Origin of the sequence: Isoptericola sp. NPDC058082, assembly GCF_042885055.1 — a bacterium.
Classification (GTDB): domain Bacteria; phylum Actinomycetota; class Actinomycetes; order Actinomycetales; family Cellulomonadaceae; genus Isoptericola.
This window is the reverse complement of record NZ_JBHVSQ010000024.1, coordinates 11,997-27,402: the sequence shown is the minus strand read 5'-3', so window position 1 is coordinate 27,402 and position 15,406 is coordinate 11,997. Positions and strand designations below refer to the sequence as shown.

The following is a 15,406-nucleotide window of genomic DNA, read 5'->3' as shown; positions in this document are numbered from 1 at the left end:
ACGCTGCCGCACTGCCCATCCCGCCATCCCCCACCCCCCCCTCCCCCCCCCCCCGCGACCGCCTGACGAACCCCGCACGATCGGAAAGAGGACATGGAGATGGCAGAGCTGAACGTGGACCTCGTCGCGTCCGACCGCAAGGTCTGGTCCGGCGCGGCGCGCGAGGTCAGCGCCCCGTCCGTCGAGGGCCAGGTCGGCATCCTCGCCGGCCACGCCCCGCTCCTCGCGGTGCTGCGCCCGGGCACGGTCAAGGTGTCGACGGCCCAGGGGACCGCGGTCGAGGCGCACGTCACCGGCGGCTTCGTCTCCGTCGACGGCGACCTCGTGACGATCGTCGTCGACGAGGTCTCGGAGCTGTCCGGCCGCGAGCCGGCGCTGCGCTGAGGCAGGTGCCGGTGGCGTACGTCGTCTGGACCGCGGTGGCTCTCGTCGTCGCGCTCGGACTGGTGCTCGCCGCCGGCGCCTCCCGCCTGCGGACCCTCTCCCGGAGGGTCGGCTCCTTCCCCTGCCACGCCCGGCCCGCGGACGACCCGCAGGCCGCGTGGATGGTGGGGATCGCCCACTACGCCGTGGGCCGTATCGACTGGTGGCGCGGGTGGTCGCTCGCCCCGCGCCCGGCGCGCGTCTGGCGACGCGACGGGCTCTCGATCACCGGCCGCGCCCCGCTCGACCAGGCCGGCCAGCCCGACCAGGTGCTGGTGCGCTGCCGCTACGACGGCACCGACTTCGAGCTGCTGATGTCCTCCGGTGCCTATGCCGGGCTGGCGTCGTGGCTCGAGTCCGCGCCCCCGGGGCGCCGCGACCTGGTCCTGTAGGGTCCTGGGGCGCCCTCCGCGGCGCCCGCTCCGCAGCACCCGCCACGAACGAAGAGGGGGACCGTGCGTCTCGTCGTCGCCCGCTGCTCGGCCCGGTACACGGGCCGGCTCACCGCCCACCTGCCGCTGGCCACGCGGCTGCTTGTCGTCAAGGCCGACGGCAGCGTGCTGCTGCACTCCGACGGCGGCTCGTACAAGCCGCTCAACTGGATGAGCCCGCCCTGCTCGACGGCGGTCGGAGAGCCCGACGACGAGGCGCGCGAGCGGGGCGTCACCCAGGTCTGGACGGTGCAGCACCAGAAGTCCGACGACCGGCTCGAGATCGAGCTGCACGAGGTGGAGCACGACTCGGCCCACGACCTCGGCGTCGATCCCGGCCTCGTCAAGGACGGGGTCGAGGCGCACCTGCAGGAGCTGCTGGCCGCCCAGATCCACCACCTCGGCGCGGGCCACACGCTGGTGCGGCGCGAGTACATGACGGCCATCGGGCCGGTCGACATCCTCGCCCGCGACGCGTCCGGCGCGACCGTGGCGGTCGAGCTCAAGCGCCGCGGCGACATCGACGGCGTCGAGCAGCTGACGCGCTACCTCGAGCTCCTCAACCGCGACCCGCTGCTCGCCCCCGTGCGCGGGGTGTTCGCGGCCCAGGAGATCAAGCCGCAGGCGCGCGTGCTCGCGACGGACCGGGGGATCGAGTGCCTGGTGCTCGACTACGACGCGATGCGCGGCGTCGACGACGTGGACTCGCGCCTCTTCTGAACCCCCCGGGGGTTTGTCAGGAAGGTTTCGCAATTCGTTCGCCGTGCGGCAGGATTGGCCCATGAGCGCTGCCACTCCCACGGTCCCAGTCTCCGAGCCCGGCGCGCCGGTCGCGCTGCGCGGCCGTGTCGTGACCCCGCAGGACGACGTCGAGGACGGCGCGATCGTCCTGGAGGACGGTCTCGTGCGCTGGGTGGGACCCGCTGCGGCGGCCGAGCACGCCGACCCCGAGGTCGCCGCCGCGGTCGCCGCGGCGGTCGTCCCCGAGCCGGGCACGGTGCTGCTGCCCGGCCTCGTGGACCTGCACAACCACGGCGGGGGCGGAGTGGGCTTCCCCGACGCGACGACGGCCGACGAGGCCCTGGTCGCGGTGCGGGAGCACCGCCGGCACGGCACCACGACGATGCTCGCGTCCCTCGTCACGGCCGACCGCGAGACCCTCCTGGCCCGGGCCGCCCTCCTGGCCGACCTCGCCGACGCGGGCGAGATCGCGGGGATCCACGCGGAGGGTCCGTTCCTCTCGCACGAGCGGCGCGGCGCGCAGAGCCCGGACGACCTCCTGCCCGGTGACACCGGCCTCGTGCGCGACCTGGTCGAGGCGTCGCGGGGGCATCTGCGCACCATGACCGTGGCTCCCGAGGTCGACGGCGTGGTCGGGCCCGACGGCGCGGCCGCGGCACTGGTCGCCGCGGGGGTCGTGCCGTCGCTGGGGCACACCGACGCCACCACGGAGCAGGCGGAGGAGCTCGTCGCGGAGGTGGCCGCGGCCCTCGCCGCCGCCGCCGAGGCGGGCGAGGCCCCGGTGCGCGAGATGACCGCCACCCACCTGTTCAACGGGATGCGCCCCCTGCACCACCGGGCGCCGGGGCCGATCGCCGCGTGCCTTGCGGCCGCCGCCCGCGGCGAGCTCGTCGTGGAGCTGATCGCCGACGGCGTCCACCTGGCACCCGCGACCGTGCGCACGGTCGTGGAGACGGTCGGGGCCGACCAGGTCGTGCTCGTGACGGACGCGATGGCGGCCGCCGGCATGGCGGACGGCTCCTACGAGCTGGGGCCGATGGCGGTGACCGTGCGCGACGGCGTCGCCCGCCTCGCCGACCCGGACGACCCGGACGGCGGCGCGATCGCGGGCGGCACGGCGCACCTCGTCGACGTCGTGCGCGACGCCGTCGGGGCGGGCGTCCCGCTCGTCGACGCGGTGCGCTCCGCGTCCTGGGTGCCGGCGCGCGTGCTGGGTCTCACCGACGTCGGCGGGCTCGTCGTGGGGCGGCGGGCCGACGTCGTCGTCGCCGACGGCGACCTGCGGGTGCGCCGCGTGCTGCGCTCGGGCGTCGAGGTCAGCTGAGCTCCGGTCCCGTAGAGCCGGCCCCCCAGCACGCGGTCCGGCGCGCCGTCCCGACCGATGGCGCGTCGGCCCGCGTGCCGAGAGGGCTTTGCTCTCGGGGGAGGTGAGTCGGTAGCGTTGTTGAAGCGCTTCGACAGAGAGGCGCGACCCGAGCCGCACCGCCGCGGCGCCCCGAGGAGGACCCGTGGACGTGCCTGCCTTCCGTGACCCCCGCCTGCCGGCGCCCGAGCGCGCCCGCGACCTGCTGTCCCGGCTGTCGCACGACGAGCGCGTCGCGATGCTCCACCAGCACGCGCCCGCCGTCGAGCGCCTCGGGCTCGCGCCGTTCCACACCGGCTGCGAGGCCCTGCACGGCGTCGCCTGGCTGGGGGAGGCGACCGTGTTCCCGCAGCCGGTGGGGCTCGCGGCGACGTGGGACGTCGACCTGCTGCGCCGGGTGGGGGACGCGACCGCGTCCGAGGTGCGGGCCAAGCACCGCTCGGACCCGTCGGTGAGCCTCAACGTCTGGGCCCCCGTGGTCAACACGCTGCGGCACCCGGGGTGGGGGCGCAACGAGGAGGGCTACTCGGAGGACCCGCACCTCACCGCGCACCTCGCGACGGCGTACGGCCGTGGCCTGCGGGGCGAGCACGAGCGGGTGTGGAAGACGGTCCCGACCCTCAAGCACTTCCTCGCGTACAACAACGAGACCGACCGGTCGTCGACGAGCTCGAACCTCGACCCGCGCACCCTGCACGAGGAGGAGCTGCCCGCCTTCCGGGAGCCGATCGAGACGGGGGCCGCCGGCGCGGTGATGCCGTCGTACAACCAGGTGAACGGTGTGCCGGCGCACCTCCAGGGCGAGCTGTTCGACGAGCTGCGGTCGTGGGCGCCGGGTTCCGTCGCGCTGGTCTCGGACGCCGCGGCTCCCGCCTTCCTCGTGACGCTCCAGGACGCGGCGCCCGACCGGGCCGCGGGGAACGCCGCGATGGTGCGGGCGGGGGTCGACTCGTTCACGGACGACGACGCCGATCGCGCACCTACGGTGCAGCGGATCGAGGAGGCCCTCGAGCGCGGCCTGCTCACCACGGACGAGGTCGACCGGGCCGTCCTGCGGCTCCTCGAGCTGCGGATCCGGACCGGCGAGCTGGACGGCGACCAGGATCCGTACGCCGCCCACGGCACGATCGACCCGCCCGAGCACCGACGGCTGGCCCGGGAGGCCGCGGCCCGGTCCGTCGTCGTGCTGCGCAACGACGCCGGGACGCTGCCGCTCGCCGCCGGGTCGGTGGCCGTCGTCGGCCCGCTCGCCGACGACGTGCTCACCGACTGGTACTCGGGAACGCCCCCGTACGCGGTCACGCCCGCCGACGGGCTGCGCGACGCCCGCGGCGTCGACCGGGTCGAGGTCGCGACCGGGGCCGACCTCGTCGCGCTGCGCGTGGCGGCGACCGGCCGCTATGTCGCGGTGTCCGAGGACGGCGGCCGCGTGGTGGCCGACGCGGTGGCCGCCGACAAGACGGCGCACCTCGCGGTGACCGACTGGGGCGACGGCGTGCTGACGTTGCGCTCCGGTGCGTCCGGCCGGCTGCTGACCGGCGCCGCCTGGCCGTTGCGGGCCGACGCGGACCGGGTGGGCGGCTGGGAGGTGCAGGAGAGCTTCCGCCGCCACGTCCACCCCGACGGCTCGTGGTCGCTGCTGCACCTCGGCTCGGGCCGCTGGGTGCGGGTCCAGCGGGACACCGGGGTGCTGTGCGCCGAGGGCCGGACGCTCGACGACGCCGCGCGCTTCGTGCCCCGGGTGCTGGAGTCCGGGGCCGCCCGCGTGGCCGAGGTCGCCGCGCGCTGCGACGCCGTCGTCGTGGTGGTCGGCAACGACCCGCACCTGAACGGCCGGGAGACGCAGGACCGTCCCCACCTGAGGCTGCCCGACGCCGCCGTGGAGGTCTGGCGCGCGGCCGCCGACGCGAACCCCCGCGCCGTCCTCGCGATCGTCTCGAGCTACCCCTACGTGCTCGGGCCCGGGTCCGACGACGCGGCGACGGTGGTATGGAGCAGCCACGGCGGGCAGGAGCTCGGGCACGGGCTCGCCGACGTGCTGACCGGTGCGGTGGAGCCCACCGGCCGCCTCGCCCAGACCTGGCCGGCGCGGCCGGAGCAGGCGGGGGACCTCTTCGACTACGACGCCCGCCGCCAGCAGGTCACCTACCGGCACCTGCCCGCCGGCGACCTCGGGGTGCCGGCGTTCGCGTTCGGCCACGGGTTGACGTACGGCGACGTCGCGTACGACGGCCTCGACCTGTCGGCGGACGCCGTGGTGGCGCCCGCGCCGACCCGCGACCACCCGCCGCTGCACCCCGCGGACCCGTCCGCCCCCGGTGCCCTCGTCGCGCGCGTGACGGTGCGCAACGCCGGCGACCGGCCCGCCGAGGAGCTGGTGCAGGTCTACTCGCTGGGCGCCGAGGCGGTGGGGACCGCCACCCCGGTCCGCCTGCTGCTGGGGTACCGGCGGGTGCGCCTCGCGCCCGGCCAGGAGGCCGTCGTGGACGTCCCGGTCGACGTCGCCCGCCTCGCCGTCTGGGAGGCGCGCCCCGGCGGCGGGCCGCTCGACGGCGCGCTCCGCGTCCAGCCGGGGGAGTACGTCCTGGCGGCCGGGCCGTCGAGCGTCGACCTCCCCGCGCGGCGGCGCCTCACGGTGCAGGCCCCGACGGCGGACGACGGGTCGGTCGGGGGACGGGCACGGTGAGGATCGACCCGGAGGGCCGCACGGCTCAGGGCATCACCACGTTCGTCCTGTTCGTGGTCCTCAACGTCCTGTACCTCCTGGCCTGCCTGCCGCTCGTGACGATCGGCGCCGCCACCAGCGCGCTCCTCGAGGTGACGCTGCGGTACGCCGACGACGAGCGTGGGCACCTGGTGCGCGGTTTCGGCGTCGCCCTCGTGCGCAACGCCTGGCGGGGCACGGCGGCGCTGGTGGCGCTCGGGCTGCCGGCGGCGATGCTCGTGTACAGCGGGGTCTTCTGGCTCTCGCTGCCGAGCGTGCTCAGCGCCGTCGCCGGGGCGCTCGCGCTGCTCGGCGCCTGCTACCTGCTGGCGGCGCTGCTGTACGCGCTCGCGCTGGTCGCCTGGTTCGACGCGCCGCTGCGGCGGACGCTGCGCAACGCGCTGCTGCTGCCGCTCGTCGAGCCGGCGCGCACCCTGCTGCTGGTGCTGGTCCCGGTGGGTCCGGCCTGCCTGGCGCTGGTGGCACCGCAGACGCTCTTCCTGGGAGCGACGATCGGGTTCTCGTTCGGTGCGTACGTCTGCGCCTTCGTGCTGCACGGCGTCTTCCGTCGCCGCCAGGCGGACCCGTCGGAGCTCGAACCGGTGAGCCCGCACTCCGGGCAGTGATCCCGGCACCCCGCCGGGGACGACGAAGGGCTCGGGCGCCACGCCCGAGCCCTTCGCCGTGCGGCTACCGGTGACCGGTCACCGCCGCGGGGCCGTCACCCGAACTCCTTGGCGACCGCCACGCGGGCGTCGTTCTGCGCCTTGGCGTTCGCCATGTCGAACTCGAGCACCTTGGCGTAGCCGAGGCCCTCGACGGTCTTCTGCATGTCTGCCAGGAGCGAGTCGAACTCGGCGTCGCTCTTGGCGAAGACCATCTTCCAGGAGTGCTCGATGATGGCGGCCTTGACCTGGCTGCGGATCGCCTCCACCTCGGAGTCGTCCGTCGGGGCGGTGAAGCTCGAGCCTGGCGCGACGACGAGCTGGTCGTTGGCCTGCAGGTACTCCATCGTCGAGGTGGCGTCACCCATCCGGGCGCTCCAGTCCTCGGTCAGCGGGTTCGCGACCTGCTCCTGGTAGCTGGGCCAGAACGTGTAGTTGTACGGGGCCTCGGTCTCCGGGTTCACGTCCTTGGGCAGGACGGTCGACACGTTGAGCGTCGAGACGCCGTCCGTGTACGCGCCGCCGCCCCACTCGGCCGGCACGTCGGCGCCGCCCTCGCGGAAGACCTTCGTGCCGAAGTCGGTGAGCGCCGGCTCGCCGTCCTCGCCCAGCTCCCACGTGAGGCCCTCCGGCCCCGCGGCCGCGCCGGTCTGCGACGCGTTCATGTTGACGCCCTCGGGCGAGTACAGCCAGTCGATGAACGCCGCCAGGCGGGCCGGGTCCTCGGCGCCCGAGCCGATCCCGAGGATCTGCTTGCCGCCGTACACCTCGGCCCCGTAGGAGAAGACCTGCTGGTCCTGCAGCGGCGCGAGCTCGAAGCCCTTGCCGGCGCCCATGTTCTCGTCGGTGTTGTAGGCCGACTGCCCGAGCCACGGCCACCAGGAGAGCAGCACCTGCCCGTTCTGGTACTTGGTGAACATGGTGTCGTAGTTCTGGGTGGTGGACTCCGGGTCGACGAGCCCCAGCTGGTTGGCGTCGAAGTAGAACTTCAGGGCCCGGACGTACTCGGAGTCGGGGTCGACGATGCTCTGGTAGTCGGAGCCGTCGGCCTTCGCCAGGACGAAGCCCATCTCGTCGTACCCGTAGAGGGTGGCGGGCTGCTTGGCCGTGACCATCATGTTGCCGTCCCAGTCCTTGAACAGGGAGATGGCGTAGGCCTTCTGCCCGTTGTCGGCCTTGGGCTGCGCGTCCTGCATGTCCTTCAGGACGGGCAGGAGGTCCTCGAGCGTCCCGATCTCCGGGTAGCCGGCCTCGCCGTACAGGTCCCACCGCAGGTAGGGGCCGAACGTGGGCTCGAGGCCCTCGGACGGCTCGGTCGGCTTGAGGCTCGACACGGAGGTCGGGAAGCCGTAGACGCCCTCCTTGCCCTCGTTGAGGTGCTGGACCGCCGGGTCGAACTGCGCGACGTTCTTCATCGACCCGTAGTAGTCGGCGGCGTCCAGGAGGAGGCCGCCCTCCACGAGCTCGTCCATCTGCTGACCCTTGTCGACCACGACGAGATCACCCAGCTCGCCGCCCGAGACGCGGGTGTTGTAGAGGGTGTCACCGCCGCCCGCGACGTTGGGAGCGATGATGTTGAGCTCCATGTTGAACTTGTCCTTGACGATCTTCCCGAACCAGCCGCCCTGGGTCCCCATGTAGTTGGCGAGGCCGTCGTAGACGTCGACGGTGATCGGGTCCGCCTTGGACCAGTCCTGGTCGAGGCTCGCGGTGGTGGTCGAGTCGTCGTCCGACCCGCCGGGCGAGCAGGCCGCGAGCGACAGCACCCCGACCAGCGGGGCCACCACCATGGCGACCGATTTCCTGAGTTTCATGACACCCCTTCGTGCGTGCGACGAGACGCGGTCAGCCCTTGACCGCGCCGAGCATGATTCCCTTGACGAAATAGCGTTGGAAGAGCGGGTAGATGAAGAGGATCGGGAGCACCACGAGCACCGCCACCGTCATGCGGATCGACGTCGGCGTCTGCGTGGTGGCCGCCGTGGCCAGGGCCCCCAGGTTCCCCTGAGCGTTCTGCGCCGCCTGCGCCAGGCTGCTCGCCTGGTTGGTGTACGTGTAGAGCAGGTACTGCAGGGAGTAGAGCTTCTGGTCGGTGATGTACAGCAGCGTGTCCTGGAACGAGTTCCACTGGGCCACCGCCGTGAAGATCGCCACCGTGGCCAGGATCGGCGTCATGTTCGGCAGGATGATCCGGAAGAAGACCCGGAGGGTGCCCGCCCCGTCGATCTCGGCCGCCTCCTGCAGCGAGGCGGGCATCGACTCCACGTACGTCTTGACGAGGATGATGTTGAAGGGCTGCACGATGGCCGGGAGGATGTAGACCCAGAACGAGTTCGTGAGCCCCAGCGTCTTCATCGTGACGTACATGGGGATGAGCCCCGCGCTGAAGTACATCGTGAAGATGACGAGGCGGTACCAGAGGGAGCGCTTCCACATCCGTTCTTGAGTGAACATGAAGCCGAGGAACGCCGACGCCAGCACCGTGCACGCCGTGCCGATCACGGTGCGGGCCACGGACACGATCGCGGCGGCGGACAGTCCGTCGAGCTGCAGGATCTGCGAGTAGTTCGACAGGTGGAGACCCTCGGGCCACAGGCGGACCTGACCCAGGGCGCTCATGTCGTTGGCGCTGACCGAGTTGATGATCAGGAAGTAGAACGGGTAGGCGCACAGGAGCGCGAAGAGCAGGAAGCCGGCGTAGTTGACGAGCGCGAAGGGGGCGTCCCCGCGGGTGCGCTTGAGGGCAGGGCTGGTGATCGACACGGTCTCTCTCCCCGTTCAGATGATCGACGTGCCGCGGGCGCGCTTGGCGATCGCGTTGGCCGTGACGAGGAGGACGACGGAGATGACGCTCTTCAGCATGCCCAGCGCCGTCGCCATCGACAGGCTGTTCCCGGTGATGCCGATGTTGTAGACGTACAGGTCCAGCACCTGGATGTGCTCCTTGTTGAAGGCGTTCTGGAACACGTAGTACTGCTCCATGCCGTTGTTGAGCATGTTCGCGATCGAGAGCACGAGCAGGACCACGTAGGTGGGCATCAGCTGCGGGAAGGTGATGTACCGCATGAGCTGGAATCGTCCGGCGCCGTCGATGCGTGCGGACTCGTAGAGCGCCGGGTCGATCGACGTGATGGCGGCGAGGTACATGATCGCGCCCCACCCGAGGCCCTTCCACAGGCTCCAGAGCAGCATCGTGAGCCACACGTGCTCACCGGTGTCGAGGAACTTGATCGGTGTGGTGATGATGCCCCAGTCGTTCAGCACCGAGTTCACGAGACCCGAGGTGGAGAAGAGCGAGAAGGCGATCATGTAGACGAGCACCCACGAGATGAAGTTCGGGAGCGTCGTGAGGGTCTGCACCGCGTTCTTGAACCACGGCGCCCGGATCTCGTTGAGGAGCATCGCGAAGAAGACGGGCAGCAGCGAGGTCGCGATCCCGAGGAAGCTCATGGCGAGGGTGTTCGCCATGACCTGCCCGATCTGCTGGAGCTGGGTCGGGGAGGACACGAGCATCCGGAACCACTGGAACCCGACGAACTCGCTGCCGGACAGCCCGAGGGCGGGCTTGTAGTCGTAGAACGCCGTCGCCCAGCCGGCGAGCGGCAGGTAGGAGAACACCACCACGAGGACGAGGAACGGGAGCACGACGAGGAACATCGCGGGCGACGGCTTCTTGCCGCGGTGTCTCCGGTGTCTCCGGTCGCGTCCCCGGCGTCGACCCCGGGGGTCGTCCTCGCTCCGGCGGTCGCGTTCTCGGTCCGGCACGTCGGCGGGTCCGCGGTCGAGCAGCGGCGCTCCCTGGGTGAGGCTCACCTGTCACTCCCTCGTGATGGGTCTCGCGCGCTCGGTGGCCGCCGGTGGCCACCGTGTCGAAGCGCTTCGAATTGATATCACCCCCGTGACAGGTTGCGCAATGGTGTGCGGCGATCCGGACGGGTGCGGTCCCGCGACGTCGCGGGCCGGTCGGTCAGCGGCGGGCGGTGCTCCCGCGGGTGGTCAGCACGGGCGTCAGCAGCCGGGTCTCGGCGTGCTGGCCGCCGTCGAGGCGCGCCATGACGATGTCCACGGCGAGGCCGCCGATCGTCGACGCCGGCAGGTCGATCGCGGTCATCGGGACCTGCTGGGCGAGCGCGACGTCCTCGGGGCACAGGGCGACGACGGACACGTCCTCGGGCACGGACCGGCCGGAGTCGCGCAGCCGGGACAGCACGTGCGGCAGCGCACGCTCGTTGTGCACGAAGAGCCCGCTGGTGCCGGGGGCCTCGGCGAGGAGCTCGTCGACGACGCGGGCCACCTCGGCGGGCGCCCCCGGGCAGGCGACGACCTTCGCGTCGAGGCCGTGCTCCGGTGCCGCCTGCGCGAACCCGCGCATCACCCGGTCCACGTACGACGTGTGCCGGTCCACGACCTCCGGAGGCGCGCCGAGCATGGCCACCTGCCGGTGCCCCAGCTCGGACAGGTGCTGCGCGGCCAGCCGGCCGGCGGCCTCGAAGTCCAGGTCGACGCACGACAGCCCGGACGCGTCCCGCGGCAGACCCACCAGCACGGACGGCTGCCGGGACCGGGTGAGGATCGGGATACGGGGGTCGTCCGCCTCGACGTCCATGACGACGAGCGCGTCCACCATCGAGCCGTTCGTCGCACGCTCCAGGCCCTCGAGGTCGTCCTGGGTGAGCAGCAGCACGTCGTGCGCGTGCTCCCGCGCCCGCGTGACGACGCCGCCCGCGAACTGCATGATCACGGGCACGTCGATGCCCGAGCGCAGCGGGATCATGAGCCCGATGACCTCGGTGCGCGCCGACGCGAGGGCGCGCGCGCCGGCGTGCGGGCGGTAGCCCAGCGTCGCGATCGCCTGCTCGACGCGCCGACGCGTGGGCGCGGAGATGGACCGCTTGCCCGAGAGCACGTAGGAGACGGTCGACGCCGAGACTCCCGCCGCCTTCGCGACGTCCTCGATGGTGGCCACGGCTATCTCCTGGGTGCGTGAGGGACGGCGGCGCCCACGACCGGGAGGTCGCCGGGCACGTCGAGGATCACGGTAGCGCCCGCGGCGACCGAGACCGGGGTTCCCTCGGTGGCCACGCCGCCGTGGCGCACCACGACGTCCAGCGCCCGGTCGCCCGGCGCCCGCAGCCGTGCGCGGGTGAGCTCGCCGTCGCGCCAGGCGAGGTCGACCTCGGCGCCGCCGCGGGCCCGCAGGCCGGTGATCTCGCCGTCCGGCCAGGCCGGGGGCAGCGCGGGCAGCAGGTCGAGGCGGACCGCGCCGTCGTCCCGCCGGTGCGACTGCAACAGCATCTCCGCGACGCCCGCGGTGAGGCCGAGGTTGCCGTCGATCTGGAACGGCGGGTGCGCGCTGAACAGGTTCGGGTACAGCCCGCCCCGGTGCCCGCCCGGGTGCCGCCCGTCGGGCCCGTCGGCGGGGCGCAGCGACAGCAGCACCTGGTCGTGGGCCCGCCCGCCCTCGCCGAGCCGCGCCCACAGCGAGATCCGCCAGGCGAGCGACCAGCCCGTGGACTCGCGGCCGCGCAGCTCGAGGCTGCGTGCGGCGGCCCGCGCCAGGGCGGGGGTCGTCGTCGGGTCCAGGTCGCCGAGGGGGTAGAGCCCCACGAGGTGGGACAGGTGCCGGTGCTCCGGCTCCGCCTCGGGGACCTCCTCGCCCCACTCCAGCAGCTCCCCGCGCGCCCCGATCGCCGGGTCGGGCAGCGCGGCGACGACGGCCTCGAGGCGGGGGAGCCACGGCTCGTCGGCGTCGTCGAGCCCGAGCGTGCCGGCGGCCTCGCGGCAGCCCGCCGCCAGGGCGCGCAGCAGCGCCACGTCCATCGCGGCGCTGGTCGTGACCGCGGCGGGCGCGCCGTCGGGTGCCACGAACTGGTTCTCCGGCGACGTCGACGGGCTGGTCCAGGCGCGCTCCGGCGCGCCGTCGGCGCCACCGGCCGTCTGCACCCAGGAGAGCGCGAACTCGCCCGCCCCGCGGAGCGCGGGCCACGCGGCCCGCAGCCCGGCGTCGTCGCCCGTGAACCGGTGGTGCTCCAGGAGGTGCTGGGCCAACCAGGTGCCGCCGTGCGCCCACGCGGACCACTTGGCCTCGCCGCGGCCGTTGCCGACGGGCGCGGCGTGGCCCCACGCGTCCGAGTTGTGGTGCGCCGCCCAGCCGGCGGCGCCGTACAGGTCGTGCGCGACGGCGGCGCCCGGCCCGGCGGCGAGGCGGCGGACGTAGCGCAGGAGCGGTTCCTGGCTCGCGGCGAGCCCGGTCGTGCCGGCCGCCCAGTACGCCATCTGCAGGTTGATGTTCAGCGTGTAGCCGCTGCTCCAGGGGCCCGGCAGCCACGGGTTCCACAGGCCCTGCAGGGTGGCGGGCAGGCCGCCGGGCCGGGAGGACGACAGCAGCAGGTAGCGGCCGAGGTGGAACGTGAGCGCCGCCAGACCGGGGTCGGGGCGCTCGGCGGCGGCCAGCACACGGCGGTCGGTCGGCAGGTCGACGGCGTCCGCCGGCGACGGCAGCGCCAGGTCCACCCGTCCGTACTGCCGGGCGTGCTCCGCGACGTGCGCCGCGCGCAGGCGCTCGCGGAGCCCGGCGGCGTCGTCGGCCGAGATCCGTTCGCCGCCGTCCCGGTGCGCGGGCGCCGCGTGCGTCGCCAGCTGCGCCGCGAGCCGGTCGGCCGGCGGCGCGGCGTCCGGCTCGCCGGGCGGGTCGGTCGTGGCGGTCGCGACCAGCAGCACGTGCGTGCGCGCGACGCCGGTGCGCAGCGTGCCGTCGTCGACGACGACGGCGTCGTGGTCGGCGGGCGCGCTCACGGCGACGACGCCGGCGCGGCTGAGCGCGGTGTCGTACCGCAGCTCGCCCTCGGGGTGGTGCGACGGCGGGACGTCCACGGGCAGGTCGAGGGTCCGCACCAGCACGGCGGGGCCGGCAGGGCCGTCGGCGTGGATCGGGTCGACGGCCGGGCGGGCCGAGACGCGCAGCAGGCTCTCGACGCGCACGACCAGGCGGACCGGTCGCGCGGCCCGCACGGTGTGCACCACCGCGCCGCCCCGGGAGTCGGCCCAGGTCTCCTGCACGACGCGGCCCGCCACGGGGTGCTCCCACGCGTGGGTGGCGACACCGGTGCGCAGGTCCAGCTCGCGCCGCTCGATGCCGCGGGGGTGCCCCGCCGGCGCGTCCCCGGCTGTGGAGGCGGACTCGGAGGCGGACTCGGGGGCGGGCTCGACGGCGACGTCGAGCTCGGCCAGCGGGAGGTAGGCCTGCGCCCAGGGTGTCTGCGTCTCGGCGAGCAGCGCCTCGGCGCCGCGCACGTCACCGGCCTCGACGGCGGCGCGCACCCGGGCGAGGTGCTCGGGGCCGCGGGCGCGGGCCCCGGCCAGCGGGTCGGCGGGCGGCGGGCCCGACCAGGCGGTGCCGTCGTTGAGCCAGAGGTGCTCGACCCCGGCCCGGCCGGCGCACATCACCCCCCGGTGGCCGTTGCCCACGGGGTAGGCCTCGACCCACCGGGCGGCACTGCGGTCGGCGTGCAGGACGTGCGTCGTCGCGGGGAGTTCGCCCATGGTCGGAGAGCGTAGTGGGCGTGGCCGAATCGCTTCGACCGCCACGACGGTCGTCGGTCGTCGCGTGACCACCGGTCGGAGCGTCCCTGCTTGACGACCGTTCGTTCGAGGTCGATACTCGCCGTCGAAGCGCTTCGACTTGCGGGTCGGAGCGCCTCGCCGCGGCCCCGAGCGGTGCCGCCGCGGCGCTGGACTCGACGAGGAGGACCCCATGCTCCACCGCGCACGCACCCTGTCCGCGGCCGCCCTGATCGCCGCGTCGGCCCTGACGCTGACCGCCTGCGTAGGCGGCGGGGGTGGCGGCGGCACGACCGCCGGGGGCGGCGACACCGACGACAAGACCCTGACGATCTGGCACTACGAGAACGACGACTCGGCGATGGGCCAGGCCTGGGCCAAGGCGATCGAGATCTTCGAGGCGGAGCACCCGGACGTCACGGTCGACGTCGAGAAGCAGACGTTCGAGCAGATCCAGAAGAACGCGAAGATCGTGCTGACCGGCGACGACGTGCCCGACGTCATGGAGTACAACAAGGGCAACGCGACCGCCGGGCAGCTCGCCGCGCAGGGCCTGCTCGCCCCGCTGACCGACGCCGCGGAGGAGAACGGCTGGGCCGACAAGCTGTCCGGCTCGCTGCAGACCACCGCGCGCTACGACGAGAACGGCCTCATGGGCTCCGGCGACTGGTACGGCGTGCCCAACTACGGCGAGTTCGTGGGCGTCTACTACAACAAGCAGATGTTCGAGGACGCGGGCCTCGAGGTGCCCACCACGCTCGACGAGCTCGAGCAGGTGATGGAGGCGTTCAAGGACGACGGCGTCACCCCGCTGGCCGAGGCGGGGGCCGAGTACCCGATGGGCCAGCTCTGGTACGAGCTCGTGCTGGCGAACGCCGACCGGGAGCTCGTCGACCGGTACCAGCTCTTCGACGGCGACGTCGACTTCCACGGACCCGAGATGACGGCGGCCACCGAGCAGCTCGACGACTGGATCGACAAGGGGTACGTCGCCGGTGACTCCGCCGGCCTCACGGCCGAGGACATGGGGGTCGCCTTCATGAAGGGCGACTACCCGATGATGGTCTCCGGCTCCTGGTGGTTCGGCCGCGTCACGGCGGAGATTAAGGACGACTGGGGCCAGTTCAACTTCCCGGGGAACGCGCTGCACACCGGCTCGTCGGGCAACCTGTGGGTCGTCCCGACCAACGCGGACTCGCCGTCGCTGGCCACGGAGTTCATCGACACCACCCTGCGCCCCGAGGTGCAGGACGTGCTGGCGCAGACCGGCGGCCTGCCGGTCGCGGGCGACGCCTCCACCATCACCGACGACAAGACGCGCGAGCTCACCGAGAACTTCCAGGCGATCCTCGACGACGACGGCCTGGCGTTCTACCCGGACTGGCCCGTGCCCGGCTACTACGACACGATCGTCAGCCAGCTGCAGTCCCTGATCAACCGGTCGAAGACGCCGGAGCAGGTGCTCGACGGTCTGGAGTCGGCCTACACGGACGGCAAGGCCGACCTGCTCGGCGAGTGA

The 15,406-nt window shown here is 73.4% G+C and carries 12 protein-coding genes; 7 read left to right on the top strand and 5 right to left on the bottom strand.

Annotated features, from left to right (window positions below; all coding sequences use genetic code 11):
- Nucleotides 1-99 precede the first annotated feature (99 nt).
- The 6 genes from ACFVS0_RS20400 (at nucleotide 100) to ACFVS0_RS20375 (ending at nucleotide 6,288) form a co-directional block, all read left to right on the top strand.
- Nucleotides 100-384 carry a F0F1 ATP synthase subunit epsilon gene (locus tag ACFVS0_RS20400; RefSeq protein WP_430552471.1) on the top strand — a complete coding sequence of 95 codons (285 nt, stop codon included), beginning with the start codon at nucleotides 100-102 and terminating at the stop codon, nucleotides 382-384.
- Between the two features lie 11 nt (nucleotides 385-395).
- A complete protein-coding gene (locus ACFVS0_RS20395) occupies nucleotides 396-815 on the top strand; it encodes a DUF2550 domain-containing protein (RefSeq protein WP_429735124.1) in 420 nt (139 codons plus the stop codon).
- A 63-nt stretch (nucleotides 816-878) separates the two neighbouring features.
- Nucleotides 879-1,574, top strand: coding sequence for an endonuclease NucS (nucS, locus tag ACFVS0_RS20390; RefSeq protein WP_430552470.1), 696 nt, complete (start codon nucleotides 879-881; stop codon nucleotides 1,572-1,574).
- A gap of 61 nt (nucleotides 1,575-1,635) precedes the next feature.
- Nucleotides 1,636-2,919 carry an N-acetylglucosamine-6-phosphate deacetylase gene (locus tag ACFVS0_RS20385; RefSeq protein ID WP_430588981.1) on the top strand — a complete coding sequence of 428 codons (1,284 nt, stop codon included), beginning with the start codon at nucleotides 1,636-1,638 and terminating at the stop codon, nucleotides 2,917-2,919.
- Nucleotides 2,920-3,103: 184 nt separating this feature from the next.
- Nucleotides 3,104-5,644, top strand: coding sequence for a glycoside hydrolase family 3 C-terminal domain-containing protein (locus ACFVS0_RS20380; protein ID WP_430588980.1), 2,541 nt, complete (start codon nucleotides 3,104-3,106; stop codon nucleotides 5,642-5,644).
- The gene (locus ACFVS0_RS20375) at nucleotides 5,641-6,288 is read left to right on the top strand and encodes a DUF624 domain-containing protein (RefSeq protein ID WP_430564831.1); all 648 of its coding nucleotides are present in this window, start codon (nucleotides 5,641-5,643) and stop codon (nucleotides 6,286-6,288) included. The genes ACFVS0_RS20380 and ACFVS0_RS20375 overlap by 4 nt, the downstream gene beginning before the upstream one ends.
- Before the next feature lie 95 nt (nucleotides 6,289-6,383).
- Here the strand turns inward: ACFVS0_RS20375 and ACFVS0_RS20370 are convergent, their stop codons facing one another.
- From ACFVS0_RS20370 to ACFVS0_RS20350, 5 genes are all read right to left on the bottom strand, one after another.
- Nucleotides 6,384-8,141, bottom strand: coding sequence for an ABC transporter substrate-binding protein (locus tag ACFVS0_RS20370; RefSeq protein WP_430588979.1), 1,758 nt, complete (start codon nucleotides 8,139-8,141; stop codon nucleotides 6,384-6,386).
- Between the two features lie 31 nt (nucleotides 8,142-8,172).
- Nucleotides 8,173-9,090 (bottom strand): carbohydrate ABC transporter permease, encoded by a 918-nt coding sequence (locus ACFVS0_RS20365; protein ID WP_430552465.1) that lies wholly within the window; start codon nucleotides 9,088-9,090, stop codon nucleotides 8,173-8,175.
- Nucleotides 9,091-9,105: 15 nt separating this feature from the next.
- Entirely contained in the window at nucleotides 9,106-9,984 is an 879-nt protein-coding gene (locus ACFVS0_RS20360) for an ABC transporter permease (protein ID WP_430564832.1), read from the bottom strand.
- A 310-nt stretch (nucleotides 9,985-10,294) separates the two neighbouring features.
- Nucleotides 10,295-11,293: a LacI family DNA-binding transcriptional regulator gene (locus ACFVS0_RS20355; protein WP_430588978.1), complete on the bottom strand. Its 999-nt coding sequence runs from the start codon at nucleotides 11,291-11,293 to the stop codon at nucleotides 10,295-10,297.
- Nucleotides 11,294-11,295: 2 nt separating this feature from the next.
- Complete coding sequence (locus ACFVS0_RS20350) at nucleotides 11,296-13,869, bottom strand: glycoside hydrolase N-terminal domain-containing protein (RefSeq protein WP_430588977.1); 2,574 nt, start codon at nucleotides 13,867-13,869, stop codon at nucleotides 11,296-11,298.
- A gap of 211 nt (nucleotides 13,870-14,080) precedes the next feature.
- On the opposite strand from ACFVS0_RS20350, the gene ACFVS0_RS20345 reads away from it, so the two are divergent.
- Complete coding sequence (locus ACFVS0_RS20345; RefSeq protein WP_430588976.1) at nucleotides 14,081-15,406, top strand: ABC transporter substrate-binding protein; 1,326 nt, start codon at nucleotides 14,081-14,083, stop codon at nucleotides 15,404-15,406.